This window comes from Ruegeria sp. AD9 (assembly GCF_056542305.1).
This window is the reverse complement of sequence record NZ_JBQFZP010000007.1, coordinates 48,781-73,263: the sequence shown is the minus strand read 5'-3', so window position 1 is coordinate 73,263 and position 24,483 is coordinate 48,781. Positions and strand designations below refer to the sequence as shown.

Genomic DNA, 24,483 nt, shown 5'->3' with positions numbered 1-24,483 from the left:
GCGGCACTTTGCACTCACGGCTCAGCACATCTGGACCTGGCCATGGCCTCGCCCTATCACTGAGGTCCAAGAACGCATGACAGGGCGAGGCCATGAGCAATTCCATTCCCATATCAGACCTGACGGATGATGAGGCGCGTGCCGAACTGGCGCGGTTGGCGGACATCCTGTCGCGAGCCAACACTCTGTATCACGCAGAAGATGCGCCCGAGTTGTCGGATGCGGATTATGATGCCCTCAAACGCAGAAACGCCGAGATCGAGGCGCGTTTCCCCCACCTGAAACGTGCTGACAGCCCGACAGAGCAAGTCGGGGCCAAACCGGCGGACGGGTTTTCAAAAGTCACTCATGCCGTCCGAATGATGTCACTGGAAAATGCGTTCGACGATGGGGACATTGCCGATTTCGACATCTCGATTCGAAAATATCTGGGCTTTGATGCAGGCGCGCCACTGGCTTTCACAGCTGAACCCAAGATTGACGGCCTGTCTTTGTCCTTGCGATATGAGAACGGACAGCTGGTTCAGGCCGCGACGCGGGGTGACGGTGAAGTTGGCGAGAACGTGACGGCCAACGCCTGCACAGTCTCTGATATTCCACAGCTGATCGAGAACGCGCCCCAAATTCTTGAGGTCCGGGGCGAGATTTACATGTCTCATTCCGATTTTGAAGCGTTGAATGAGCGGCAGGCTGAACGGGGGGGCAAACCCTTTGCCAACCCGCGCAATGCAGCGGCAGGGTCACTGCGCCAGCTGGATTCGGAAATTACCCGTTCCCGCCCATTGCGCTTCTTCGCCTATGCCTGGGGTGAACTGTCAGAGCCTTTGGCAGATACTCAGATTGGAGCAATTGAGCGTCTTGCGACCCTTGGGTTCCCCACGAATCCCTTGACCCGCCTATGTTCCACGACTGAGGACATGATCGCTCATTACCGGGATATCGAAGCGCAGCGTGCGACTTTGGGGTATGACATCGATGGGGTCGTCTACAAGGTAAACGATCTGTCTTTGCAAGCACGTCTGGGTTTCCGCTCAACGACGCCAAGATGGGCAATTGCGCATAAGTTCCCAGCCGAACTGGCCTGGACCAGATTGGAGGCGATTGACATTCAGGTTGGTCGAACAGGGGCGCTTAGCCCCGTGGCACGGTTGCATCCTGTAACGGTTGGCGGAGTGGTCGTCTCCAATGCCACATTGCACAACGAAGATTACATCGCAGGGCGCGATGCCAAAGGCGGCGCGATCCGTGATGGAAAAGATATCCGAGTGGGCGATTGGGTTCAGGTTTATCGCGCTGGCGATGTGATCCCCAAACTGTCGGATGTCGACTTGCCCAAACGCCCCGCCGATGCACGCCCCTTTGCCTTTCCGACACATTGCCCCGAATGCGGGAGTGATGCGATCCGCGAAGAAGGCGACGCGGTTCGACGGTGCACCGGCGGCCTGATCTGTCCCGCGCAGGCCGTTGAAAAACTAAAACATTTCGTGTCGCGCAAAGCCTTTGATATAGAAGGGCTGGGTGCAAAACAGATTGAAATGTTCTATGGGGATCCAACCCTTCCGATCAATGCGCCAGCTGATATCTTCACGCTGGAACAACGGGACGCAGCCAGTCTGACGCGGTTAAAAAACCGGGACGGGTGGGGCGAAACATCCGCCAGGAACCTGTTCGAAGCCATTGATAAAAAGCGGAAAATACCCTTTGCGCGCTTGTTGTTCGCACTGGGCATTCGGCATGTTGGCGAAGTGGGTGCGCGCGATCTGGCGCTTTTTTACCGCGACTGGGATGCGATGGCACTCGCGTTGGACACTGCGCGCCCGGCCGCGCTGGCCCAACGGCAGGCCGATGAGGCGGAAGATGCAGAGCGTGCGGCAGCGCAGCTTGAAGGGCGTCGCGCGCGCGTGAAAGAAGTGCGAGACGCAGCCATCGCGGAGGCCAATGTCACAGCCGATGCCAATGCCGCCTGGGCAGAGCTGATCGGCATAGACGGAATTGGCGCAACGCTTGGCCTTTCACTGTCGGACGCATTTGCCAATGAAGAGGAACGACGGGCTTTCGACACGCTGCACAGCGAATTGACGGTTATCGCCCCCGACGCGCCAGCCTCGGACAGTCCGGTGGCGGGTAAAACCGTAGTGTTCACCGGAACGCTGGAAAAGATGACCCGCGCCGAAGCCAAAGCGCGAGCCGAGGCGTTGGGCGCGAAGGTTTCCGGATCTGTCAGCAAGAAAACCGATATCCTGGTCGCGGGTCCCGGGGCCGGGTCAAAGGCGAAAAAGGCAGCGGAACTTGGGATCGAAACTTTGGACGAGGATGGCTGGCTTCAGCTGATAGAAGGCGCATGAGCGGACGGCCCGAACAGCTTTTCCCGCTATTTGCGGGGCTGGAAACGTTGGATGGCGTCGGCCCCAAGACCGCACAAGCCATGGCGCAGACCGGGGTGGAATCCCCGCGCGATGTTCTGTTCAGCCTGCCTTATGCCGTGGTGGATCGGCGCAGGCGGGATTCAATACAGGGGGTGGACCTGCCGGCCACTCTGACCGTGGAAGTGACAGTTGGCCCGCACAGACCGCCCCGCAGCAAGGGGGGTGCCTATCGCGTTCATGTCGAAGACAGTCAGGCCGATTTCCAGCTGGTCTTCTTCCACGCACGTGGTGAGTATCTGAAGAAAGTGTTGCCACAAGGATCACGCCGCGTGGTTTCCGGCAAGTTGGAACTGTTCGACGGTATGGCGCAGATGGTGCATCCGGACCACATGCTGCCCGTTGAACAAGCAGGAGATATCCCGGAATTCGAACCGGTTTACCACCTGACGCAAGGGCTGACGCAGAAAACAGCGTTCAAGGCCAGCCGCAGCGCATTGGCACGCGCACCCGAACTTGAGGAATGGATCGATCCGGCGCAGGTGTCGCAGCAAAACTGGCCGAACTGGTCCGCGGCCATTCACGCCGGTCACAATCCGCGCGGCGCGGATGATGTAGCGCCGTTTGCCCCTGCACGTCAGAGGTTGGCGTATGACGAGTTGTTTGCGCATCAGCTGACGCTCGCTCTGGCCCGGCAGCGAGAGCGCAAGTCGCGGGGGATCGTCAGCGTGGGAACCGGGGTACTGCAATCGAAAGTGCTGACAAGCCTTCCATATCGCCCGACTGGCGCACAAACGCGCGCCATTGATGAGATTTCAGCTGATATGGCGTCTGACGCCCGAATGAACCGGCTGTTACAGGGCGACGTCGGCGCCGGTAAGACGCTGGTGGCCTTCATGGCCCTTCTGATCGCCGTTGAGGCAGGCGGGCAGGGCGTGATGATGGCCCCGACCGAAATTCTGGCACGCCAGCATCTGGAAGGGTTGCGCCCACTGGCCGAGCAGGCCGGAGTGGTTCTGGAACTGCTTACCGGACGTGATAAGGGCGCGGAGCGGCGTGCCAAGATTGAGGCACTTAAACAAGGCGATATTCACATTCTGGTTGGCACACATGCAGTGTTTCAAAGTGATGTTGAATTCAAGGCGCTGAGATTGGCCATCGTCGACGAACAGCACCGGTTTGGCGTGCGGCAGAGAATGGAATTGTCGGAAAAAGGCAAGTGGGCCGATGTTCTGGTAATGACCGCCACCCCGATCCCACGCAGTCTTGCGCTGGCGCAATATGGCGACATGGATGTTTCGGTGCTGGATGAAAAGCCTCCGGGGCGAAAACCGATCAAAACGGCGATTGTCAACACACAGCGCATGGACGAAGTCATCGCCCACCTGCGGCGAGCGATTGATGAGGGGCGACAGTGTTACTGGGTGTGCCCTCTGGTCGACGAATCCGAAGTTTCGGACCTGACGGCGGCCGAGGAACGCTTCAAACGTTTGCGGGCCATTTTAGGCAAGGGAGTGGTGGGACTGGTTCACGGACAGATGCCACCCGCCGACAAAGACGCCGCGATGAGCGCGTTTCAGAACGGGCAAACAAAGGTCCTTGTTGCCACGACGGTGATCGAGGTCGGCGTGAACGTACCCAACGCAACGATCATGGTCATTGAACGGGCCGAGATCTTTGGGCTGGCGCAATTGCACCAGTTGCGGGGGCGCGTCGGGCGCGGGGATGCGGAATCCACTTGTTTGCTGATGTATCAACCACCGCTCAGCGAGGGGGGGCGTAAGCGGCTGGAGGTTCTGCGCGAGACAGAAGATGGCTTCCGAATCTCGGAAACTGACCTTGAGATGCGAGGCGCGGGCGATCTGATCGGGACTGCGCAATCCGGGTTGCCAAAATTCCATATCGCGGACCTGGAACGTCAGGCAGGATTGATGGCCGTCGCCCAATCCGATGCGCGGGCGCTGCTAACGACCGATCCCAAACTGACCTCCGACAGGGGACGGGCCGCACGCGTACTGTTGTGGTTGATGAAACAGGATCAGGCGATCCGTTTGATTTCAGTGGGTTAGCTATAATGTTCTCTAAAGTTCACAAATGTTCACAAAAAGTTCTTTACCTACACCAAAAAATATGAGAACAAAAGGTCAACAAAGGATTAAAGCTCTGACCGGAGGTGACCGTATGCTGACCCAGATCAAGACCGCTTTCAGCCGCGCGCAATCGACCATCCTGCAGGATGCCGTTGGCGTGTTGTCTTTGGTCGTGATGCTGATGGTGGCCCTTCACCTGCCGGTTGGTTTCTAAGCCTTTCTGCCTGCGATCTCGTGCCGAAAAATCCGCGCTGTCATCCCCATTTCAGTCAAGGGTGACCTGCCTGTCCCAAACCCCTTGAGGGGCCATGCCTCGGCCCCGCGCGGTACACCGGACCCCACGCGAGACACGCAATACCTGCCGCCGCCCTTTCGCCCGGAAAGCGCGGCGGCTTTTTTTACAATTGGCCGGTTTTGAAGATTTCCAACAGTGCGGACAGGACTGAGTTGGCAGCAACCGAGGCCAAAATCATCCCCATTACACGGCTGATGATCGCCGCGCCTGAATGGCCGATCAGCCGAATGATGGGCTCGGCCAATAGCATCAGTACAAACGCAACCAGCAATACAGAAAGCATGACAAGCGCTGTGATACCCTGATCAGCGATACTGTAACGGTGGTTGTCGGTCAGGATAACGATTGCCAGCATCGCGCCAGGGGATGCCAGTGAAGGCACGGCCAGCGGGAATATCGCCGGGTTCTGCTGGTGATACGCGTCTTCACGATCTTCTTCGGCTTGCCGTTGTTCGACCTCTTGTTTGCTTTCACCAAAGATCATCGTCAGGGCAAACAGAAACAGGATAATGCCGCCAGCGACCTGAAACGAATTAAGCCCGATATCCAGCGCTTCGATCAGCACCTGACCAAATACAAGGAAAAACAGCAATACGGCAGCACTTATCACGGCTGCTAACAGCGCTGTCCGCCGCCGGCCTGCCGCGTCCAATCCCGCAGTAACGGCGATGAAAACGGGAATTGTTCCAATCGGGTCGATAACGACCCAAAGCGTCACGAAATGCTCGAGCAAATTATTCAAACCCATCCCTCCTGAAATCTTGGCAGAGGGTAAACGGGTTTCCGCCAAATAGCTATAATCAGGCGCAGTTTGCCTGTTCAGCCTTCGCCATGGCCTCAGCCGTGGCATCCAGTACCAGCAGGATCGACGCATGGCGGTTCTTATAATCCCGAGCAGGCATCAGCACCTCAAGCCCGTCAAACGGTGCATCGGGTGCAGGACCGCCATTCTTGAGCATGGCCGCCAACTGATCACGCGCAGCTTCGACCTGCGCCCGCGACGTGCCAATTATTGCATCCCCAACGACCGAGGCAGACGCTTGCCCCAAAGCACAGGCCTTGACGTCCTGACCAAAGGCACTGATCTGACCGTCGCGAACCTTGATGTCGACAGTTACAGTCGATCCGCATAAAGGTGAGCGTTTCTTGACGGTTGCATCGGGATCTTCCAGTCGCTCAAGATGCGGAATATCCGCAGCCAGCGCCAGAATGCGCCCGGAATACAGCTTAATCAGGTCGTTCTCGCCGCTCATGGCTTTCCCTCGTCGTGTGTTACCCATACATAGTGGCCAGCCCACCGGATGCAAAAGGTTTTTCAGATGTCTGACCCAGTCGTGTTTGACCCCTCTAAATTGAGATTTAATGAGGCGGGTCTGATCCCGGCGATTGCGCAGGATGAAGCATCAGGCGAGGTTCTGATGATGGCCTGGATGAACGTGCAGGCGGTTGAAAAGACCCTCGAAACCGGGCGGGTAACCTATTGGTCGCGCTCGCGGCAGGCCTTCTGGATCAAGGGCGAAACCTCGGGCCATGTGCAGGAACTGGTGGATTTCCGGATTGATTGCGACCGGGATTGTCTATTGGTTCTGGTTCGTCAAACCGGTGCAGCCTGCCATACCAACCGGCGAACCTGTTTTTTTACCGCCGTTCGGGATGGGGTCGAGGCTGAACTGATGGCGCCAATGGAGTAGGGGTCAAAGCCCAACCATTCGGCGTATGTCGCTCGGGCTAGCCCCTTCGGCCCGGTATTTTGAGATCGCGCGGGCATCATCGCGTTTGGCCAGCCGTTTGCCTGCATCATCACGGATCAGGTCGTGGTGGAAATACTCGGGTGTCGGCAGGTTCAGTAACACCTGCAACAGAACGTGGATGCGGGTCGCGTCAAACAAGTCCCGTCCCCGTACCACCTGTGTAATACCCTGACCCGCGTCGTCAAGTACGACGGACAAATGATACGACGTCCCCATGTCACGGCGGGACAGAACAACATCACCTATGGTGGCAATCAACTCATCAGGCGAAAAGGTGACAATGCCGGTTTCGCCGCCCGGACCCGAACCCAGCTCAAGAAACTGATACCTGTCGGGGTTGCGGACCGCCTGACACGCCTTGACCACGTCCAATCGCAATGGGTCCTGAGTTGGACGAGGAAGTTCCGATAAATCTTTGCCAACAAACCTTTTTCGACAAGTCCCAGGGTAAACAAGCCCGTCGGGTCCAAGCATAGGTGCGCCTTCCTGCGGCGCACTGGTTGCAGCGGCGATATCTTTGCGATTACACGTGCATGGATACAAAAGACCCTGCGCCCATAGCTGATCCAGCGCCTTGTGGTAAAAGCCCAAACGATCCGATTGGCGCATCACGGGCTCCGGCCATGTCAGCCCCAACCATCTGAGGTCGTGGTAAATCTGATCCTCCCATAGCTGTCGCGAGCGGGATTGATCGATATCCTCAATTCGCAGCAGGAACCGGCCGCTTTCAGAAGCAGCCCGATCGCTGGCAACCAGCGCAGAATATGCGTGCCCAAGGTGAAGGGGGCCTGTTGGGGATGGCGCAAAGCGCGTTACGAGAGTCACGCTTTTTCTAATACATACACGTCAGAGTTAAGGTTGATACCGGGCAGGTGGGGGCCGTGTTCACGAAATAACAAACGTGCGGCCCCCATGTCGACCCAATCCGTCAGACGGCAGGTGAATTTATGGTCCGCCAACGCATGATCGTTCAGCGAAAAGCCAAGCAAACCACCCTTGGGCAACGCGTGCATCAACAAATCCAGTGTCTCGGGTGGGGCAGCACCTTTTCCGATCACTCCTATGGCAGTAATCATCGTGTACTCCCCACGCTTCAACGGCGCGGGCTTGGCGATATCGAATCCGGTCAGTGTTCGATAAACGCCCTTGCTGGCGGCTTCCTGAAGCATGTTCTCTGTTGGGTCCATCCCATCGATGACTTCAAAGCCAACAGCGCGCAGGGCAAGCCCCGACAACCCGGTGCCGCAGCCGTAGTCCAGAATTGGGGTCTGCGGCTTCGGTGCGAAAGACCACAAAGCCGCTGCTACACGGCCCGGCGTGGCGTAACCGTGCTCACCGACTTCCTTTTCATAGGTTGCAGCCCAGTTCTGATAGTGCGCTTCAGTCGCTTCAGGCGTGCCGAGGTTGTATGTGCTGTTCAGAAACGTGTCGTTCATTCCAGCATGCTAGGCCGAGTCCGCGTTACGCGTCCAGTCAGCAATGTTCCAACCAAGTACTCCATTCAGCTTTGGCCCGGTCGGTATAGGCCTTGTACCGGTCTTTACGACCCCGACGCCCGCCTTTCAGGCCATCCACGGGGCGAAACAGGCCGAAATTCACGTTCATCGGCTGAAAGGTCTTGGCCTCGGCACCACCCGTAATGTGGTGAATCAAAGCACCCATTGCGCTGTCTTGCGGAACAGCGGGCAGGTCACGCCCCAAAATCTGAGCAGCGGCAAACCGACCAGCCAGCAACCCCATCGCGGCGCTTTCTACATAGCCTTCCACACCCGTGATCTGTCCAGCAAACCGAATGTTGGGTTTGGATTTCAACCGCATTTGCGAATCCAGAAGCGTGGGAGAGTTGATGAACGTATTGCGGTGAATGCCGCCCAACCGGGCAAAGCTGGCATTCTCCAAGCCAGGGATCATACGGAACACGTCGGTCTGGGCGCCGTATTTCATCTTTGTCTGGAAACCCACGATGTTAAACAAGGTGCCCAATGCGTTATCGCGGCGCAACTGCACCACTGCATGTGGTTTCACGCCGGGCTCATGCGGGTTGGTCAGCCCGACCGGTTTCATCGGACCATGGCGCAGCGTTTCGCGACCGCGTTCGGCCATAACCTCGATGGGTAGACAGCCGTCGAAGTAACCTGCTGCCTCGCCTTCGTGAAATTCGGTTTTTTCTGCTGCCAGAAGCGCGTCTATGAAGGCCTCGTACTGATCCCGGTCCATCGGGCAGTTCAGATAGGCCGTCCGCTCTTCTTCAGTCTCGCCCTTGTCGTAGCGTGATTGCATCCACGCTTTGCTCATGTCGATGCTTTCGGCATAGACGATCGGTGCGATGGCGTCGAAAAAGGCAAGTGCGTCAGACCCTGTCTCGGCCTGGATGGACTGACCCAGCGCGGGCGACGTCAGGGGGCCGGTCGCAAAGATCCACTGGCCATCGCTGGGCAGGGTCGTCACTTCTTCGTCGGTTACCGTCACGCGTGGGTGGGCGCGAAGTTTTGTGGTCACACTTTCTGCAAACGGGTCACGGTCCACAGCCAGCGCGCCACCGGCTGGCAGGCGGTGTTCATCGGCTGTTGTCATGATCAACCCATTGGCGGCACGCATTTCCCAATGCAGCAGACCCACTGCGTTCTGCTCATCATCATCCGAGCGGAACGAGTTCGAGCACACCATTTCCGCCAGATTGCCGGTCTGATGTGCAAAGGTGCCGATGGTCGGACGCATTTCGTGAATCACAACATCCACGCCCATTTCAGCAGCTTGCCAGGCCGCCTCTGACCCGGCCATGCCGCCGCCTACAATATACAAAACTTGTGTCATGCGATGCCACATAGGGCAGACCACAATCGGGCGCAACTGAGGCAAAGCGGTTTCACGAATTTTATGGAAGGGGTCTTGGGGTCGCCGCTGCGGGATTGTCAGCGCTGGTGAGAGAGACCAGCTGGAGGGACCTTCCGCCCACGGCGACCCAAAAGTGTCCTGAGGCCTTGGCCTCGACCCAGCTTTGCCACAGTGTCGCCCTTTTGGAAAGTGCAAAATTCAAAACAGTGGCGAAAAATGTGCAAAACAATTGCATTATTGGGACCAATTTGGGGGACGTTTTTCGATAAAGGCTGAAATGCCTTCTTCTGTATCCCGGTACAGCATGTTCTGCGCCATTACGTCACCGGCATAGGCATAAGCCTGATCCAGCGGCATAAGAAGCTGTTGATAAAACGCCTCTTTACCGGTTTTGACAGCGGATCCCAGCTTGGAAGCAACCAGTTCTGCCAGCGCATTGGCTTCGTGTTCAAGACGCGTCTCGGGGACAACGCGGTTGACCAAACCCAAATTAGCCGCACGTTCGGCTGATATGAATTCACCAGTCGTCAGCATTTCAAATGCCTGCTTTCTGGGGATATTGCGGCTGAGGGCCACCATTGGTGTCGAGCAGAACAAACCGATATTGACGCCGTTCACCCCAAACCTTGTGCCTTCCGCGGCGACGGCCATGTCACAGGTGGCTACCAGCTGACACCCGGCGGCGGTTGCAATGCCGTGGACCTGTGCGATGACGGGCTGGGGTAGGGACTGGATCGACATCATCATTTTCGCGCAGCGCGAAAACAGGTCATTGAAATAAGCTTTGCCGCCATCTTCGGACTGGCGTCCGGCCGTCATCTGTTTCAGGTCGTGACCGGCGCAAAAAACCTTGCCCTGACCCGCCAGGATCACTGCCCGGATCGACGTGTCTTCACGCAACGTGTCCAGTTCAGCCTGAAGCGCCGACAGCATCTCGTCACTCAGCGCGTTCAGCCGCTCTGGGGCGTTCATTGTAAGCCGTGCAACAGCGCCGGTGTCGTTACGTTCCAGAATTGCCATCTTGCCCTCCGATCCCATGTTGGGCCAACTCTAGGTCGGTATGAGCAGGAGGGAAAGCATGGCTTTGGCAATGAACCGGGACGAACTGTCACAATACCTAAAGGAGGTTTTCCCGCAGGTGCATAAAGACTTTGTCGTCGAGGACCTGACCGAAGATACAATCACCATGCGCCTTGTTGTGAAGGATCAGCATCTGCGGCCGGGGGGTACGGTTTCGGGACCATCCATGTTTGGGCTGGCTGATGTTTGTGTATACGCGATGGTTCTGGCGCGAAAAGGGCGTCAATCCCTGGCGGTCACAACGAACAGTTCCCTGGATTTTCTACGCAAACCAGAAGGCAACACGGACATGATTGCTATATGTCGCCTGCTGAAACTGGGCCGGACTTTGGCCGTCGGTGACGTACTTATGTATTCCGATGGCGCGGAAGACCCTGTTGCCAGAGCGACGATGACCTATTCCCTGCCACCTGCAGGGTCCGCGGCCGCGAAATTCGGATAAAAAAGACCGGGGACAAGCCCCGGCCCAGGAAGAGGTCCCAATAATGGGACTGGGGATCAGTTAAATCTGCCAAAAATGGCGCTTTACCTCGCGGCGCGCATCATGGCGTGTCAGACCGACGTCTTTCAGCAAGCGGTCATCCAGATAACTAAGATTGACGCGGCTACGGCGACGACGCTCCCATTGAGTGACCGCTGCCGCAAACCGCACGGCCAGTGCAGCGGCCAGAGGCAGCCGGGGGCTGTCGGTCAGCAGCAGAAGGGCGGGGGTGTGCATTGTGCGTGTCATCTCGGAATTCCTTTCAATTGTATTGACACAAATCAGTTGTACTTGGTACACGTGACTGATACATTCGAAATTGTGTCAAAAGCAAAGGAAGAATTGTAATGGATACAATTTGGCCAGAGGCGCTACCGAAATCCAAAGGACCGAAATACACTCTGGTTGCTGACACAATTCGAAAAGCCATAGATAACAAATCTTTGGAAGTGGGCGTCAAACTTCCTCCGGTGCGCGAACTGGCGTATCGCCTGCAAATAACGCCTGGTACAGTCGCGCGCGCCTATACAATCCTGACAGATGAGGGGTTGTTACAAGCCGAAGTCGGGCGTGGTACATTTGTTGCGCCGCCAAAATCGCCCATTCTTGACGACGTTTGGGCGCGGCAACTGCATCTTCGGGACGACAAATACAATGCCAATGTAAGTCTGTTCAGCCCTAGGTTGGCAGATATGGGGCAGGTGTCCCTGATCCGTGAATGTCTGAAAAAAGTGTCGCAAGCCGATCCGGGTTTGTTTCTGAATTACCCGACGCGTGACGCGTACCAGCCCGTGCGACAGGCGGTTGTGGACTGGTTGTCAGACCTTCCGCTGGGCGCACTGACCCATGATGATATTGTGTTGACACATGGCGGCCAGAACGGGCTTTGCGTTGTGTTTCAGACGATCCTGCGCGGGCCCAAACCTGTCGTACTGGTCGAGGACCTGTCTTATGCCGGGTTCCGTCGCGCAGGCGAACTGATGCGCGCGGAAGTGGTCGGTGTGAAGATGGACAGATGGGGTGTCGATCCGGCAGCGTTAGAACATGTTCTGCGCCACACGACAGCGCAGGCCGTCTGCGTGTCGCCAGAAGTTCAAAACCCAACGGGCGCACACACACCGTTGGAGCGGAGGAAAGAGATCGTTGAGATTGCCCGTCGCTTTGATTTGCAGATCATTGAAGATGATTGCTATCGCATGGGCGATGCCCGAGAGCCCAGCTTTCGGGCACTGGCGCCTGAACGGGGATGGCATGTGTCATCAATCTCGAAGATTCTGACACCGGCATTGCGTGTGGGTTTTGCTATCGCCCCCAGAGAAAAAAGTGTGGATCTGCGCCGGTCCGCTGAATACGGATATTTCGGATTGGCCCAGCCCTTGGCGGAATTGACCCGCCTTCTGCTGTCCGATCCGCGTACGCGTCAGATCGCCAAGGATGTGCGCACGCGGATGGGGGATTATCTACGCGTTGCCGTCAATACCCTGGGTGGGTTTGATCTGAACTGGGCCCCGGACGTTCCCTTTGTCTGGCTGAGCCTTCCGTCTGGCTGGCGGTCGGCTGCATTCAGTCGCGCAGCCGAGCGGGAAGGGATACAACTCCGATCCGCCGACGAGTTCGCGCTGCGCGATGGACGCGCGCCGAACGCGGTACGTATTGCCATGAATGGTCATGTGTCACTGGAACGGTTCGAGGACGCGATGCAGCGCCTGCGTGTTCTATTGGACAATCCGCCTGAACAAATCAGCGTTTGAATATGGGGTAATATAATACCTATTTTCTAAGTATTTGGTTTTACATGCATAAATAAGACTAATGCCGCTTGACCTGCGTGCAGGCACCTCATAAAACCCGTCCATCGAATTCGGGCCGCTCCGCTGGGGCGGTCTTTCACATCAAACAGGACTATCCTGCCATGAAAACCTTTTCTGCAACACCTGCAGACATCGACAAGAAGTGGATCCTGATCGACGCTGAAGGCGTTGTTCTGGGCCGTCTTGCTTCGATCGTCGCCATGCGCCTGCGTGGCAAGCACAAAGCGTCGTTTACTCCGAACATGGACATGGGCGACAATGTCATCGTGATCAACGCTGACAAAATCCAGATGACCGGCAAGAAGCGCGAAGAAAACTTCTACTGGCACACTGGCCACCCGGGTGGCATCAAGTCGCGCACCAAACAGCAGATCCTGGATGGCGCACACCCCGAGCGTGTTGTCTTCCAGGCCGTCAAGCGTATGCTGCCAGGCAACCGCCTGTCGCGCCAGCAGATGACCAACCTGCGTATCTATGCCGGTGCCGAGCACCCGCACGAGGCCCAGGCCCCCGAAGTTCTGGACGTCAAGTCCATGAACAAGAAAAACACCCGGAGCTAATGACCGATGGTTGATCAGATCAATACTCTCGAAGAGCTGAGCGCCGTCGCAGGCGTTGAAACCGTGGCCGAAGAAGTCATCGTGCGTGAACCCGTACGTGACGAGCTGGGCCGCTCCTATGCCACTGGCAAGCGTAAAGACGCTGTTGCCCGCGTTTGGATCAAGCCGGGTTCCGGCAAGGTCACCGTAAACGGCAAAGATCAGGACGTCTATTTTGCACGCCCCGTTCTGCAGCTGATCCTGCGCCAGCCGTTCCAGGTTGCCGGCGTAGAAGGTGAATTCGACGTTGTTGCAACCGTCAAAGGCGGTGGCCTGACCGGTCAGGCCGGTGCGGTTAAGCACGGCATCTCGAAAGCGCTGCAACTCTATGATCCGAACCTGCGTGGCGCACTGAAAGCCGCTGGCTTCCTGACCCGCGACAGCCGCGTTGTGGAACGTAAGAAATTCGGTAAGCGCAAAGCCCGCCGTTCGTTCCAGTTCTCGAAGCGTTAATTCGCCGGGAATTCCCAAAAGAAAGGGCTCGCACTTGCGAGCCCTTTTGCTTTGCGCGGGTCAGGGATTCATTCTTCGTGAACGAGTTTCCACGCACCGTTTTCAACAACGTTGACGAACACAGTATCCGCGCCCTGATGGTCTTCAGGACCATAGGTTATGTGGTTGCCAACCAGATCGTCCTGATAATCCAGCGTTTCCATCGCTGCGATGAAACTGTCCTGCGTCAGATCAGGGCCTGCGGCCTCCAACGCCTTGACCATCATTTCAGCCGCCGAATAACCCAGCATGGCAAATCCGACCGGATCTTCGCCTGTGGCTGCCTTGTATTCCTCGATAAATGCGGCCGGGGCAGGTTGATCCGCGCGTGCCCAAAGATCCTGCCATGAGGCTGCCGCGTAGAATCCATCGGTCACGCCACCGGGCACCTGCGCCACGACCGTCAGGAAACTGGCCGAGGTGCCGAGAAATTTCATATCGGTCAGGCCCATTTTCTTAGCGGTGCCCACGACAGTGATCGCCTGCCGCACCCCAAGCGCCATGGTGACGATATCACAACCCTCTTCCTTGAGCTTGCTCAGCGATCCGACGAAATCTGTCTCATCCGGTTTATGGGTGGTTTCTGATCCAAAAGTGATCCCGGCTTCTTCGGCTCCGGCCTTGCTGCCTTCTAGAATTTCCTCACCAAAATCTGTCGGCAGGTACATGGTGCAGACCGTCTTTGAGCCAAACTCGCCAGCCAGATAGTTCACGCCAACGCGCGCCTGATCGAAATAGGTCGAGAAGGAGGTGAACTTGTTCCGCATGGGTTCCTGCAACATCTGACGCGCAGCTGTAAGAGGCGCTACGTTGGGAATGCCTTTGGGATCCAACAGCTTGAACCCTGCCATGTTCATCGGCGTGCCAAGCGATTGCAGCATGGCAAATACCTTGTCGCGATTGAGCAGTTTGTTATAGCCCTGCATCGCACGTGGCATCTGATAGCCGTTGTCTTCGACCACGTAACGAATTTTTCGCCCGTGCACGCCACCGGCTGCATTCACCCGATCAAAGACGACATTTGCACCTTTGGTTGCCGGAACACCCACTGCGGCGAATATCCCGCTCAGGTCGTTGACAGAACCAATGACAATCTCATCATCGGTCACGCCCTGTGTTTGCGCCCAACCAAGTGTTGCCGATGCTGTCAGCAGTGATGCAGCCGCCAGACTGTTGCGTAATTTCTTCATCTCTTTCCTCCCGTTAATCTTTTGGTCAAGTGTACATGTCTTCGATCAGATGCCCGTGTTTCTTTTCAACCAGTCCGCGTTTCAGCTTCATCGTCGCAGTCAGTTCGTCGTCTTCAGCGGTCAGCAGGACGTCGATCAGACGGAAATCCTTGATCTGTTCGACCCGCGCAAATTCTGCATTAACAGCGGCAATTTCCGAACTGATCAACTGCCTGATTTCCGGTGCCGCGCATAGCGAGGCAAAATTCGAGAAGGGGATTTTATGGCCCTGCGCGTATTTTTCGACATTTTCCTGATCAATCATGATCAGTGCCGTCAGAAATTTGCGCCTGTCCCCGATGATGATTGCGTCCGCGACATAATGACTGAACTTAAGGCGGCTTTCGATCTCGGCTGGGGTGATGTTCTTACCACCTGCGGTGATGATGATATCCTTCAGGCGGCCCGTGATGGTGACATAGCCATCCTTATCTATTGACCCCATATCCCCGGTACGCAGCCAGCCATCGGCGGTGAAGGTTTCTGCTGTCTTCGCGTTGTTGCGCCAGTATCCCTGAAAAATGTTCAGGCCCTTTAGTTGGATTTCGCCATCGTCCGAGATGCGAATGTCGCACCCTTCGACAACTTTGCCTATGGTTCCGATCTTATTGCTGTCTGTGGTGTTGAGCGTGGCGAGGCCCGAAGTTTCGGTCATCCCGAACCCTTCCACCAACGGCACGCCGATGGACCAGTACCATTTTAGCAGATCGGTCGAGATTGGCGCGGCGCCTGTTCCGCCTCGTCGCAGTTTGTCCAGACCCAGCATTCGGCGCAGGTTTTTCAAAACCAGCTGATCCCAGAACCAGAATCTGGTGGCGACGCCGGTTGGAACTGGTTGGCCTGCGCTCAGATATCCGGCACGGCGCGCACCAGTTTTTAATGCCAGGCCGAATGCCAGCCGCCCCAAAGGCGTGGCTTCCTGTGTCAGGATCTGGACGTGTGAGTATATCTTTTCCCAAACCCTTGGCACCGCTGTGAAGGTTGAGGGCGAAACCTCCTGAAGGTTTGCGAAAACAGTTTCAGGGCTTTCGGCAAAATTGACAGTGCAGCGGGCCGCCAAGGGGAAATAGACCGAAACATCGCGTTCCAGAATGTGACACAGAGGCAGGAAACACAGCTGTTCATCGCTGGGCAGCGCTGGCAGCACCCGTGCAGCGGATTCGATGGCGGCCAGGATGTTTTCATGGCTAAGCATTGCGCCTTTCGGCTGACCGGTTGTACCCGACGTATAGACCAGCAAGGCAATGTCCTGCGGTTTGGCCAATGCGATTTCCGCTTCAAAGCGCCCGGGCTCGGCCAGTTCCGCCTCTTGGCCCAAGGCGAACAACTCGTCGATCATCATGCAGCGCGGATGGTTCAGGTCATGCAGCCCTTCGTCCTCTAGGATGATCACCCTGATCAGATCAGGAACCTCGGCCTCAATTCCCAGAAACCTGTCCAGATGCTCTTCATCCTCGACAATCAGAAACCTGCTGCCGCTGTCGTTGATCAGATACTGCAACTGACTGGCGGAATCCGTGGTATAGACGCCGGAAGCTATACCGCCAACGCCCTGAATGCCCATGTCGAGCCATGCCCATTCCTTGCGGTCCTCGGACAAGATTGAGACCACATCGCCGCGTTCCAGTCCCAGCTTGCGCAAGGCCAGCCCGATCCATTTGGCATGCTGCCAGTAATCGGCCCAGGAATAGGATTTCCAGATACCCAGGTCTTTTTCGCGATGCGCCGTTCGGCTGCCCAGTTCAGCACATCGGCTTTGGAACAACTCTGCAATGGTGATGCAGCCATCAACGCGTACCGGGCGCTGCCCTGCCGTTGCGTTGAACTGAACGCCGTTTATCATGACCTGAGGGGGTAGGGGCGTGGCGTCCATCCGTCTTACCTCCACGTCTTTTTCCGCTTCCAGCGGCGGCTTTCGCGCGCGCCTTCTTCCTGTTTTCCAAGATAAAAGCTCTGAATATCCTCGGATTGCAAAAGCGCATCCGCGGCCCCGTCCATGACGATGCGACCCACCTCCATGACATAGCCGTGATGCGCCAGTTCCAACGCCGCATTGGCATTCTGTTCAACCAGCAACATCGTCATGTTCTGTTCTTCGTTCAGACGTTTGAGAATGCCGAAGATCTCTTGCACCAGCAGAGGGGACAGGCCCAGAGACGGTTCATCCAGCAACATGATACGAGGCCGGGCCATCAATCCGCGCCCTATGGCCAGCATCTGTTGCTGTCCGCCCGAAAGGGTTCCGGCCTCTTGCGACCGACGGTTTTTCAGAACCGGAAAATAACGGAAGACCAGCTCACGATCCTGTTCGATCTGGTCTTTGTCTTTGCGGGTGTAGGCGCCGAGGCTTAGGTTTTCATCAACCGTCAGCAGTGGAAAAACTTCGCGCCCTTCCGGGATGTGAACCAACCCGCGCTGGACAACCTTGTGCGGTTCCCAGCCCTGAATGTCGCCGCCATCAAAGGTGATTGTTCCCTTTTCCGGGTCCATCACGCCAGAGATGGTTTTCATCAATGTGGTCTTGCCCGCGCCGTTTGCGCCAAGGATCGACACGATTTTCCCTTCGTGAACATCCAGCGAAACGCCCCGAATGGCCATGATTGGGCCATAAAAACTTTCGATATTGCGGACTTGCAAGATCGGGGCGTTCATGAGGCTTTCCCCAGATATGCCTCGATCACGGCTGGATGCGATTGCACGTCTGCCGGAGACCCGAGGGCCAGCTTTGCCCCATCTGCCATGGCCAGGACCCGGTCGGACACGCCCGATACCAATCCCATGTCGTGTTCGACCATCAGTACGGTAATTCCCATTTGCCGCCGGATATCGTCGATCCACCAGCGCATATCGGTCGTCTCTTCCACCGACAGTCCCGAGGCTGGTTCATCCATCAACAGCAGCTTGGGATCGGTCGCCAGGGCACGTGCCACTTCGACCACTTTGCGTACGCCATAAGGCAGCCCTGAAATCATCTTGTCGCGATAGGCCTGCAGGTCGAGGAAATCGATGATCTGTTCGACTTTTTCCCGGCTCTCCAACTCTTGCCGTCGGACCGCAGGGGTGAACAAAAGTTCTGAAATCAAGTTCGTTGTCCGATGCCTGTGTCTTCCGACCAGTAGATTTTGCAGGACAGTTGCGTGTTCGAACAGCTCGATATTCTGGAAGGTTCGCGCCACCCCAAAGGCAGCCACGCCAGACGGTTTAACCTGAAGCAGATCGTGACCATCAAACCGGATCGACCCTGAAAACGGTTCGTAAAAGCGCGAGATCAGATTGAAGACCGTCGATTTGCCCGCGCCATTCGGCCCGACTATGGCAAAGACTTCGCCCTGCTGAACCTCGAAGGACAAGTTGTCCACGGCTGTCAGACCACCAAATTTCAGGGTAACGTTTTCAAATTCCAGCAAGCTCATCTCAGACGCTCCGTCTTGAGATAGGATTTCTGCCGTTTGAACATGTCCTTGCGATAGAAAGGAAACAGTTCGAACCAGGTGCGGATTTTCAGCCAACGGCCATAGATGCCCATGGGTTCGAAAAGGATGAATGCAATCAGGATCATGCCAAAGATGCCGAACTCCAGCCCCGGAATGGCAACGGTGTTTCCGCCGATGATCGCGCCGACATATTCCTTTGAAATCGATAGAAACTGCGGCAAAAATCCGATAACAATCGCGCCCAGAAACGCGCCATGAATCGAGCCCAGCCCGCCTATAACGATCATCATCAGCAATTGGATCGAGATCAGGACGCTGAAGGTTTCGTTGTTAAACGCACCAGCAAACAGCCCCATCAACGCGCCGGCCCAACCTGTAACCGCACAGGACAGGGCAAACGAAATCATCTTTGTTCGCGCGATATCGATACCCATTGCCTGTGCCGAAACCTCGGAGTCGCGCACGGCGATGAAGCTGCGACCCAATGGGGCCCGCAGCAGGTTTATATATCCCAACGTGACCAGAACGGTGACGAACAGAACCAGCCAGTAAAAAAGATCAGGCGTCCCCCAGCGGTCAACCGTAAGGCCAAAGATCTCGACCCCGCCGATATATTTACCAGCGACACCACCAGTGATCGGCTCGGACAGAACGATGATGTCATCCATCAGGATGGACAGCGCCATGGTAAAGATCGCCAGGTAGATACCGTGAAGCCGCAGCGCAGGGACTGCGACGGTCACACCCGCGATCCCGGTCAGAATTCCGGCCAGCGGAAACGCAACCAGAAAAGGAACGCCTGCCTCAATCAGGGCCACGTTGGCGTAACAGCCAAAGGCCAGAAAGGCCGCATGGCCCAGGCTGACTTGCCCTGTATGTCCGGTCAGGATCATCAGACCCAGACCGGCGATGGCCCAGATCAGAACGTTTGTCAGTTCACCCAGATAGAAATCGTCCAGTGCGAAAGGCGCGGCCGCGACGACAAACAGTAGAAGCAGATAAAGGCGCAGCTGGAACCCGTCTTTCCAGGGGCGGATATCCTGCATGTAGTCGGTTTTGAAAACGATCCGCATGGCTCAGACCTTCTTGACCCGGACCTGACTGAACAGCCCGTTTGGTCGGAAGATCAGGACGGCAAGCAGCAAAGCGTATGGCGCGACCTGGCTGTAACCTGCCGCAATGTACCGGCTGGCGAAGGGTTCGATAATGCCGACAATCAGCCCTCCGGCCAATGCACCCGGCAAACTGCCGAATCCGCCGATAACGGCGGCGGCAAACGCCTTGATGCCCAGCAGTCCGGTTGTCGGATCCACAGCGCCTTTTGCAGCAAAGAGAATTCCGGCAATTCCTGCAACGCCTCCGGCCAAAGCCCAGACCCATCCCTGAACACGCCTGACGGGAATGCCCATGTAATAAGCTGCCAGCTGGTTTTGCGAGGCACCCTGCATCGCCAGACCCAGCTTGGTGCGGCTGAAGAAAACATAGAGTGCCCATGTCAGCAGCACCGTAACAACGATTATCGCGACATCCTCCATCCCCAGTACAAGACCGCCCATTCGCACTTCTTTGCCCGCAAGCGGGTTTTGCAGCGTTTGCGGCTCGTGCCCCCAGATCAGACCGGCAACGAAACGGATCACAAAGCCCAAAGCAATGGTCAGTATGACAACGGCGGTCTGGCTTTCACCGAACAAGCGGCGAATGATCAGGCGATCCAGAAGAAAACCGAGCGCGCCCATTATTCCCAATGAAACAGGCAGAGCGAGCCAGAACGGCAACCCCATGTATTCGGTATTTGTCAGGCCGATGGTCACAAATGCGCCCAGCATCATGAAATCGCCCTGCGCAAAGTTCACCGCTTCGGTAGCCTTGTAGATCAGTACAAAGCCAAGCGCGATCAGGCCGTAGACACACCCGTTCGCCAGCCCGCTAATCAGCAGCTGCGCGTTATCCACACTGTCCTCCCTCCACCGGTTTTCCAGCGTCTTCGTCCGCCCGCGTGTATCCTCCGGTAACGCAGGTGAGTTCTACTATGGGGTGATAATCACCTTTCCGTCACTCTTTTTCAGCGCATCGGCAAGATTCGACACAAGATTTTCGAGAGTAAGGTGTTCGGAAACATCCGTTTTCCAGCGACCATCGGCAAAGCGGGCCTGAACTTCGGCCACAACCCGCATCTGGTCAGCGGGCGGTGTCGACATCATCCATTGCGTCAGCCAGAAACCTTCGATCCGTTTGCCCATGAAAATCAGCTGGCCGGTCTGGGAAAGCGTTGGCGCTTCGGTCGAAAGTTTGCCGTAGCTGACCCAGCGCGCCCGGTTGGGCATGGCGCAGAACAGTTTCTCGGACAGTTGATCCGTCACCGCATCAAGGAAGACCCGAGGCTTCAGCGTGGCGCTTATCGCGGCAAACTTCTCGCCGATTTCAGGATCGGACGTCACAAGCACTTCGGCTGCTCCAAGACTTTTCAGCATTTCGACTGTCTCGGCCCGGCGCACCAGCGCGATGGGTTTCAACCCCAGATCACGCCCGAGGCTGCACATCAGTTTTCCCAACTGGCTGGACGCAGCGGATATCACAAATGCATCGCCGTCTTCCCTTGCCATGTCCACCATCGCCATCGCGGTAAGCGGGTTGACGATTTGCGCGGCCCCGTCATCATCTGAAATATCCGGACGCAAGGGGATGCACATTTGCATCTGCGTCACGACGTATTCCGCCCAAGCACCGGATCCAGCGGCCACGAAAGCGACACGCAGCCCCTTCAGCGCCTCGGCACCTTTTCCGGTTGCAACGATGTCGCCACAGCCTTCGAATCCGGCCGCGGCACCTTTGACGCGCGGCTGGCCATATTCACCCTTGATAAAGTGGAGGTCGGACGGATTGACCGACGACGCGCGCAGGCGGATCAAAACCTGACCGGGGCCGGGATTGGGAGCGGGCAGTTCCGCTGCTTCAAGCCAATCAGCCGCATCCTCGATGACTGGTCCGGTCGAAGTGTCCGAGTACCCGCCGTGTTTCAGGATAGCAGCTTTCATTATTTTGGGCAGGTCAGTCATGGGATCATCCTCTAGATGGCGTGTTCAAAGCGCACACCTGTCTAAACAGGAAACTGCCGACTGGTGACATTGAGCGCGGATATCGTGTCGGAGCAGCCAATCAAATGCCGCACACTGGGTCAATTCAGAGAAACGATAACGTAAGGGCACGCCCGAAAAATAGGCGTGAGGGGTAGGGGCCGGGAACGGGCTACCGACCCCTTCTTTGTTATTGCTGCGTCAACAGCGCGGTCAGTTCCTGAATCTTCAAGGCGATGGTTTCAGGCGACTTTTTAATGTCATTTACGATCTTGATCGCCTGTTCTTTCAGATCCGTGGCCAATGTGCTGTCCTGAATCGAGGTCATGATGCCTTGATAGTCGAAATTGGTGGGATCCAGCTTGCCTTCCTGAATCCAGGAGTTCAGCAATTCCTGTCCCTGACCCGCCAGCGCCGCCACCTGATCACCGGCTTGCTGTGCTGCCTCGGATGCTTGTTCCGCGACAGAAGAAGCCGCCTCGCTGGCTTGATCGGCAACCGACGACGCGGCTTCCTGAGCCTGTTCGGTCAAGGATGAAGCTGCCTCGCTGGCCTGTTCTGTTGCGTCTTCAAGCGCGTCAGTCGCAGCTTCCTGAGGCGTTGCCGCGGCATCAGCCACTGCATCGCCCGCCTCCTGCGTTGCGGATTGCACTTGTTCAGCCGGGGTTTGTTCGGACTGGTTGAGATAGTAGTAACCACCAACACCGACAGCGGCGATGATGAGGAGGATGAGAATACGCGACATGTGTGTCTCCTTTGGAAAATGTGTCGCCGGGATGCGTTAAATGTAGCGGATATACAAAGGGGAATTCCTGTGAATTCTCAGCAGAATAGAGGTTTGAGCCGGGCTACGCTGATTGCACTCGAATTCACGGCAAGAACACGCCGGGTGACCTAAGCCACTACAGTTTCTGACAACGGACCACTTGCAATTTGTTGAGAACCCAAATCACACCGGAAGACGTTTTCTAACGGCTTTCGATATTGGAATTGTGGCGGAGAGACAGGGATTCGAACCCTGGGTGGGCTTGCACCCACAACGGTTTTCGAGACCGCCCCGTTCGACCACTCCGGCACCTCTCCGCGGGGGTCTGTGAGGGGGGGATTTAGTCAGGAACGAACGGGGGTGCAAGCAGAAAATTCCGGAAATCGTGAATGCCGGGATTTTCCGTTGCCTGCCAGCGTAAAACACCTACTCTGATTGCTATGACACAGTTTGCACACCGCATCGCCATTTGGTTTCTCGCCCCGTTTCTGGCACTTGTTCTGGTTCCTCTGGAGCTTTCCGCAGCGAACCGAGATCGGATCGAGGCCTTTCTGACCACAACCGGGTTTGACGTGGCTCTTGAAAGCATCGCCCTGAGCTCACGATCCGCGCCGCAGATGTTGGGTGTTGACCCAGAGGGGTTCGGCTCGGACTGGACCCGTTTGACGGACGAGGTTTTTGAAGTCGATGCAATGCACGACACCGCTGTTTCCATTCTGGAGCAGACCCTAAGCGACGAGGCCCTGGCACACGCTGTCGAGTTTTACGCGTCTGATCTGGGGCAACGTCTCGTCGAGGCCGAGAATGCCTCACACATGCAAGAAGACGATGACGTCAAGCAATTGGCAGGTCAAAGGATTATCTCTGACCTGATCAAGAGCGGATCGAAACGGGTCGAAAGTTTTAAACGCATGAACAACGCGATTGATTCCACAGGCACGGCACTGCGTGCCTTGCAGGAAATTCAGGTGCGTTTCCTTCTGGCGGCCAGCGCATCGGGGGTCATCGAGCTGCAGTTGGGCGGGGATGAACTGCGCGAATTGATGAAGCAAAATGAACCGGCAATGCGCCAGTCGCTGCAACTGTCTAATCTGGCCGGTGCGGCTTACACCTATCAAGGTTTTTCCGACGCTGATGTGGATACATATGTTGACGCGCTGGAACAGCCGCTGATGCAGGAAGTCTACGAGCTGTTGAACGCCATCCAATATGAGATCATGGCCATGAGGTTCGAGGTTCTTGCCGCACGGATGGCCGAATTGCACCCGGCACAGGACATTTGATGCAGCGCGTAGTTCTGGCATTTGTGGTCGCTCTGAGTTGGGCACTGCCGCTGTATGCCGATGGAAAAGTCGACCGACTGGCAAAAGCCATGCGTCTGACGCAGGTGATGGAAATCCTTGTTCAAGAGGGGCAGGGCCATCGCGAGACTCTTGATGATACCTTTTTGGACAACAAGGGCGGCGCTTATTTCGAGGCGCAGGTCAATCGTATCTACGATCCCCTTTGGATGCGGAAACATTTGACGGACGCCTTCGTGGCGGGCATGTCCGATGTTCAGCTTGATCAGGCCATCTTGTTTTTTGAAAGCGATCTTGGCCAGACCATCGTAACGCTGGAGAATTCGGCCCGGCGCGCCATGTCGGATCAGGCAATCGAAGACATGGCCCGAGAAGCCTATAAATCCGCAGAACGCAGCACCGCTCAGTTCGCTTTGGTCAAGGAATATATCGAGGCAAATAACCTGATTGAAAAGAATGTTCAGGGGGCATTGACGTCAGACTACAGCTTCTTTCGGGGTCTTGATGTTGATGCGCGGACCGACGATCAGGAACTGCTGGCCGAGCTTTTGTTGCAGAAGGACAGTCGGAGCGAGGACACCGAAGAGTGGCTTTTCTCGTTTCTTCTTATGGCCTACCGCCCGTTGGACGAGGCTCAGATGCGCGAAAATATCGCGTTTTCAAGAACCGAAACGGGACGGGCCCTGAATGACGCCGTGTTTGACGGCTTTGACCGCATGTTCAATGATATTTCCTATCGCCTGGGGCAGGCGGTTGCACAGGCGCTGAGGGCGTCCGATCTTTAACGCCGCTTTGGTGTTGACTTTTACCTGCATTCTATGGATAAGCGCGCATCCCGGCCGGTTTTCCGCGCCGGGTATCGTTATTATATGGCCTGCATGA

Annotated in this window: 25 protein-coding genes and 1 tRNA gene; 10 read left to right on the top strand and 16 right to left on the bottom strand. The window is 56.4% G+C overall.

Annotation, left to right across the window (positions count from 1 at the left end; translation table 11 throughout):
* Window positions 1–92: 92 nt before the first annotated feature.
* The 3 genes from ligA (at window position 93) to ACR0AM_RS12235 (ending at window position 4,667) form a co-directional block, all read left to right on the top strand.
* Window positions 93–2,345: an NAD-dependent DNA ligase LigA gene (gene ligA / locus ACR0AM_RS12245; protein ID WP_480623052.1), complete on the top strand. Its 2,253-nt coding sequence runs from the start codon at window positions 93–95 to the stop codon at window positions 2,343–2,345.
* A complete protein-coding gene (gene recG, locus ACR0AM_RS12240; RefSeq protein ID WP_480623051.1) occupies window positions 2,342–4,432 on the top strand; it encodes an ATP-dependent DNA helicase RecG in 2,091 nt (696 codons plus the stop codon). The genes ligA and recG overlap by 4 nt, the downstream gene beginning before the upstream one ends.
* A 112-nt stretch (window positions 4,433–4,544) precedes the next feature.
* The gene (locus ACR0AM_RS12235; RefSeq protein ID WP_267366389.1) at window positions 4,545–4,667 is read left to right on the top strand and encodes a hypothetical protein; all 123 of its coding nucleotides are present in this window, start codon (window positions 4,545–4,547) and stop codon (window positions 4,665–4,667) included.
* Between the two features lie 184 nt (window positions 4,668–4,851).
* On the opposite strand, the gene ACR0AM_RS12230 is transcribed toward ACR0AM_RS12235, so the two are convergent.
* Together ACR0AM_RS12230 and ACR0AM_RS12225 are read right to left on the bottom strand one after the other, a co-directional pair.
* The gene (locus ACR0AM_RS12230; RefSeq protein ID WP_209596212.1) at window positions 4,852–5,490 is read right to left on the bottom strand and encodes a MarC family protein; all 639 of its coding nucleotides are present in this window, start codon (window positions 5,488–5,490) and stop codon (window positions 4,852–4,854) included.
* A gap of 58 nt (window positions 5,491–5,548) precedes the next feature.
* Window positions 5,549–6,001, bottom strand: coding sequence for an iron-sulfur cluster assembly scaffold protein (locus ACR0AM_RS12225; protein ID WP_480623050.1), 453 nt, complete (start codon window positions 5,999–6,001; stop codon window positions 5,549–5,551).
* A 48-nt stretch (window positions 6,002–6,049) separates the two neighbouring features.
* On the opposite strand from ACR0AM_RS12225, the gene hisI reads away from it, so the two are divergent.
* Window positions 6,050–6,439: a phosphoribosyl-AMP cyclohydrolase gene (hisI, locus tag ACR0AM_RS12220; RefSeq protein ID WP_480516981.1), complete on the top strand. Its 390-nt coding sequence runs from the start codon at window positions 6,050–6,052 to the stop codon at window positions 6,437–6,439.
* A gap of 3 nt (window positions 6,440–6,442) precedes the next feature.
* On the opposite strand, the gene gluQRS is transcribed toward hisI, so the two are convergent.
* The 4 genes from gluQRS to ACR0AM_RS12200 form a co-directional block, all read right to left on the bottom strand.
* Window positions 6,443–7,324, bottom strand: coding sequence for a tRNA glutamyl-Q(34) synthetase GluQRS (gene gluQRS / locus ACR0AM_RS12215; protein WP_480623049.1), 882 nt, complete (start codon window positions 7,322–7,324; stop codon window positions 6,443–6,445).
* Window positions 7,321–7,935, bottom strand: a complete 615-nt coding sequence (locus tag ACR0AM_RS12210) for a class I SAM-dependent DNA methyltransferase (protein WP_480505215.1) — start codon at window positions 7,933–7,935, stop codon at window positions 7,321–7,323. Before ACR0AM_RS12210 ends, gluQRS begins: the two co-directional genes overlap by 4 nt.
* A 37-nt stretch (window positions 7,936–7,972) precedes the next feature.
* Entirely contained in the window at window positions 7,973–9,313 is a 1,341-nt protein-coding gene (trmFO, locus tag ACR0AM_RS12205; RefSeq protein WP_480623048.1) for a methylenetetrahydrofolate--tRNA-(uracil(54)-C(5))-methyltransferase (FADH(2)-oxidizing) TrmFO, read from the bottom strand.
* Between the two features lie 255 nt (window positions 9,314–9,568).
* A complete protein-coding gene (locus tag ACR0AM_RS12200) occupies window positions 9,569–10,354 on the bottom strand; it encodes an enoyl-CoA hydratase (protein ID WP_480623047.1) in 786 nt (261 codons plus the stop codon).
* 58 nt (window positions 10,355–10,412) lie between these two features.
* On the opposite strand from ACR0AM_RS12200, the gene ACR0AM_RS12195 reads away from it, so the two are divergent.
* Window positions 10,413–10,856: a PaaI family thioesterase gene (locus ACR0AM_RS12195; RefSeq protein WP_480623046.1), complete on the top strand. Its 444-nt coding sequence runs from the start codon at window positions 10,413–10,415 to the stop codon at window positions 10,854–10,856.
* Between the two features lie 60 nt (window positions 10,857–10,916).
* Here ACR0AM_RS12195 and ACR0AM_RS12190 read toward each other — a convergent pair whose 3' ends face one another.
* A complete protein-coding gene (locus ACR0AM_RS12190; protein ID WP_480472702.1) occupies window positions 10,917–11,144 on the bottom strand; it encodes a DUF1127 domain-containing protein in 228 nt (75 codons plus the stop codon).
* A 98-nt stretch (window positions 11,145–11,242) separates the two neighbouring features.
* On the opposite strand from ACR0AM_RS12190, the gene ACR0AM_RS12185 reads away from it, so the two are divergent.
* The 3 genes from ACR0AM_RS12185 to rpsI all read left to right on the top strand — a co-directional run bounded on the left by ACR0AM_RS12185 (window position 11,243) and on the right by rpsI (window position 13,758).
* Window positions 11,243–12,646 (top strand): aminotransferase-like domain-containing protein, encoded by a 1,404-nt coding sequence (locus ACR0AM_RS12185; RefSeq protein ID WP_480472704.1) that lies wholly within the window; start codon window positions 11,243–11,245, stop codon window positions 12,644–12,646.
* Window positions 12,647–12,807: 161 nt separating this feature from the next.
* Window positions 12,808–13,266, top strand: coding sequence for a 50S ribosomal protein L13 (gene rplM, locus ACR0AM_RS12180; protein WP_480472706.1), 459 nt, complete (start codon window positions 12,808–12,810; stop codon window positions 13,264–13,266).
* Between the two features lie 6 nt (window positions 13,267–13,272).
* Window positions 13,273–13,758 (top strand): 30S ribosomal protein S9, encoded by a 486-nt coding sequence (gene rpsI, locus ACR0AM_RS12175; RefSeq protein WP_209503959.1) that lies wholly within the window; start codon window positions 13,273–13,275, stop codon window positions 13,756–13,758.
* 68 nt (window positions 13,759–13,826) lie between these two features.
* Here the strand turns inward: rpsI and ACR0AM_RS12170 are convergent, their stop codons facing one another.
* The 9 genes from ACR0AM_RS12170 to ACR0AM_RS12130 form a co-directional block, all read right to left on the bottom strand.
* Window positions 13,827–14,987: an ABC transporter substrate-binding protein gene (locus tag ACR0AM_RS12170; RefSeq protein ID WP_480623045.1), complete on the bottom strand. Its 1,161-nt coding sequence runs from the start codon at window positions 14,985–14,987 to the stop codon at window positions 13,827–13,829.
* Window positions 14,988–15,012: 25 nt separating this feature from the next.
* Window positions 15,013–16,899: an AMP-dependent synthetase/ligase gene (locus ACR0AM_RS12165; protein ID WP_480623044.1), complete on the bottom strand. Its 1,887-nt coding sequence runs from the start codon at window positions 16,897–16,899 to the stop codon at window positions 15,013–15,015.
* A 5-nt stretch (window positions 16,900–16,904) separates the two neighbouring features.
* Window positions 16,905–17,678 (bottom strand): ABC transporter ATP-binding protein, encoded by a 774-nt coding sequence (locus tag ACR0AM_RS12160; protein ID WP_480623043.1) that lies wholly within the window; start codon window positions 17,676–17,678, stop codon window positions 16,905–16,907.
* Window positions 17,675–18,439 (bottom strand): ABC transporter ATP-binding protein, encoded by a 765-nt coding sequence (locus ACR0AM_RS12155; RefSeq protein ID WP_480623042.1) that lies wholly within the window; start codon window positions 18,437–18,439, stop codon window positions 17,675–17,677. The genes ACR0AM_RS12160 and ACR0AM_RS12155 overlap by 4 nt, the downstream gene beginning before the upstream one ends.
* Window positions 18,436–19,533, bottom strand: coding sequence for a branched-chain amino acid ABC transporter permease (locus ACR0AM_RS12150; protein ID WP_480623041.1), 1,098 nt, complete (start codon window positions 19,531–19,533; stop codon window positions 18,436–18,438). The genes ACR0AM_RS12155 and ACR0AM_RS12150 overlap by 4 nt, the downstream gene beginning before the upstream one ends.
* A 3-nt stretch (window positions 19,534–19,536) precedes the next feature.
* A complete protein-coding gene (locus tag ACR0AM_RS12145; protein WP_480485668.1) occupies window positions 19,537–20,412 on the bottom strand; it encodes a branched-chain amino acid ABC transporter permease in 876 nt (291 codons plus the stop codon).
* Window positions 20,413–20,487: 75 nt separating this feature from the next.
* Complete coding sequence (locus tag ACR0AM_RS12140) at window positions 20,488–21,516, bottom strand: alcohol dehydrogenase catalytic domain-containing protein (protein WP_480623040.1); 1,029 nt, start codon at window positions 21,514–21,516, stop codon at window positions 20,488–20,490.
* 208 nt (window positions 21,517–21,724) lie between these two features.
* On the bottom strand, window positions 21,725–22,279 hold the full coding sequence (locus tag ACR0AM_RS12135; RefSeq protein WP_480623039.1) for a hypothetical protein: 555 nt from the start codon (window positions 22,277–22,279) through the stop codon (window positions 21,725–21,727).
* 248 nt (window positions 22,280–22,527) lie between these two features.
* Window positions 22,528–22,617: transfer RNA gene (locus ACR0AM_RS12130), tRNA-Ser, on the bottom strand.
* Window positions 22,618–22,740: 123 nt separating this feature from the next.
* Between ACR0AM_RS12130 and ACR0AM_RS12125 the strand changes: the two genes are divergently transcribed.
* Complete coding sequence (locus tag ACR0AM_RS12125) at window positions 22,741–23,583, top strand: DUF2059 domain-containing protein (protein WP_480623119.1); 843 nt, start codon at window positions 22,741–22,743, stop codon at window positions 23,581–23,583.
* Window positions 23,583–24,386 carry a DUF2059 domain-containing protein gene (locus tag ACR0AM_RS12120; protein WP_480623038.1) on the top strand — a complete coding sequence of 268 codons (804 nt, stop codon included), beginning with the start codon at window positions 23,583–23,585 and terminating at the stop codon, window positions 24,384–24,386. The genes ACR0AM_RS12125 and ACR0AM_RS12120 overlap by 1 nt, the downstream gene beginning before the upstream one ends.
* Window positions 24,387–24,483 lie beyond the last annotated feature (97 nt).

Coding starts and splice junctions, on each gene's coding strand:
- ligA (WP_480623052.1), top strand. CDS start 93: ATGAGCAATTCCATTCCCATATCAGACCTGACGGATGATGAGGCGCGT.
- recG (WP_480623051.1), top strand. CDS start 2,342: ATGAGCGGACGGCCCGAACAGCTTTTCCCGCTATTTGCGGGGCTGGAA.
- ACR0AM_RS12235 (WP_267366389.1), top strand. CDS start 4,545: ATGCTGACCCAGATCAAGACCGCTTTCAGCCGCGCGCAATCGACCATC.
- ACR0AM_RS12225 (WP_480623050.1), bottom strand. CDS start 6,001: ATGAGCGGCGAGAACGACCTGATTAAGCTGTATTCCGGGCGCATTCTG.
- hisI (WP_480516981.1), top strand. CDS start 6,050: ATGCAAAAGGTTTTTCAGATGTCTGACCCAGTCGTGTTTGACCCCTCT.
- ACR0AM_RS12210 (WP_480505215.1), bottom strand. CDS start 7,935: ATGAACGACACGTTTCTGAACAGCACATACAACCTCGGCACGCCTGAA.
- trmFO (WP_480623048.1), bottom strand. CDS start 9,313: ATGACACAAGTTTTGTATATTGTAGGCGGCGGCATGGCCGGGTCAGAG.
- ACR0AM_RS12200 (WP_480623047.1), bottom strand. CDS start 10,354: ATGGCAATTCTGGAACGTAACGACACCGGCGCTGTTGCACGGCTTACA.
- ACR0AM_RS12195 (WP_480623046.1), top strand. CDS start 10,413: ATGGCTTTGGCAATGAACCGGGACGAACTGTCACAATACCTAAAGGAG.
- ACR0AM_RS12190 (WP_480472702.1), bottom strand. CDS start 11,144: ATGACACGCACAATGCACACCCCCGCCCTTCTGCTGCTGACCGACAGC.
- ACR0AM_RS12185 (WP_480472704.1), top strand. CDS start 11,243: ATGGATACAATTTGGCCAGAGGCGCTACCGAAATCCAAAGGACCGAAA.
- rplM (WP_480472706.1), top strand. CDS start 12,808: ATGAAAACCTTTTCTGCAACACCTGCAGACATCGACAAGAAGTGGATC.
- rpsI (WP_209503959.1), top strand. CDS start 13,273: ATGGTTGATCAGATCAATACTCTCGAAGAGCTGAGCGCCGTCGCAGGC.
- ACR0AM_RS12170 (WP_480623045.1), bottom strand. CDS start 14,987: ATGAAGAAATTACGCAACAGTCTGGCGGCTGCATCACTGCTGACAGCA.
- ACR0AM_RS12165 (WP_480623044.1), bottom strand. CDS start 16,899: ATGGACGCCACGCCCCTACCCCCTCAGGTCATGATAAACGGCGTTCAG.
- ACR0AM_RS12160 (WP_480623043.1), bottom strand. CDS start 17,678: ATGAACGCCCCGATCTTGCAAGTCCGCAATATCGAAAGTTTTTATGGC.
- ACR0AM_RS12155 (WP_480623042.1), bottom strand. CDS start 18,439: ATGAGCTTGCTGGAATTTGAAAACGTTACCCTGAAATTTGGTGGTCTG.
- ACR0AM_RS12150 (WP_480623041.1), bottom strand. CDS start 19,533: ATGCGGATCGTTTTCAAAACCGACTACATGCAGGATATCCGCCCCTGG.
- ACR0AM_RS12140 (WP_480623040.1), bottom strand. CDS start 21,516: ATGACTGACCTGCCCAAAATAATGAAAGCTGCTATCCTGAAACACGGC.
- ACR0AM_RS12135 (WP_480623039.1), bottom strand. CDS start 22,279: ATGTCGCGTATTCTCATCCTCCTCATCATCGCCGCTGTCGGTGTTGGT.
- ACR0AM_RS12125 (WP_480623119.1), top strand. CDS start 22,741: ATGACACAGTTTGCACACCGCATCGCCATTTGGTTTCTCGCCCCGTTT.
- ACR0AM_RS12120 (WP_480623038.1), top strand. CDS start 23,583: ATGCAGCGCGTAGTTCTGGCATTTGTGGTCGCTCTGAGTTGGGCACTG.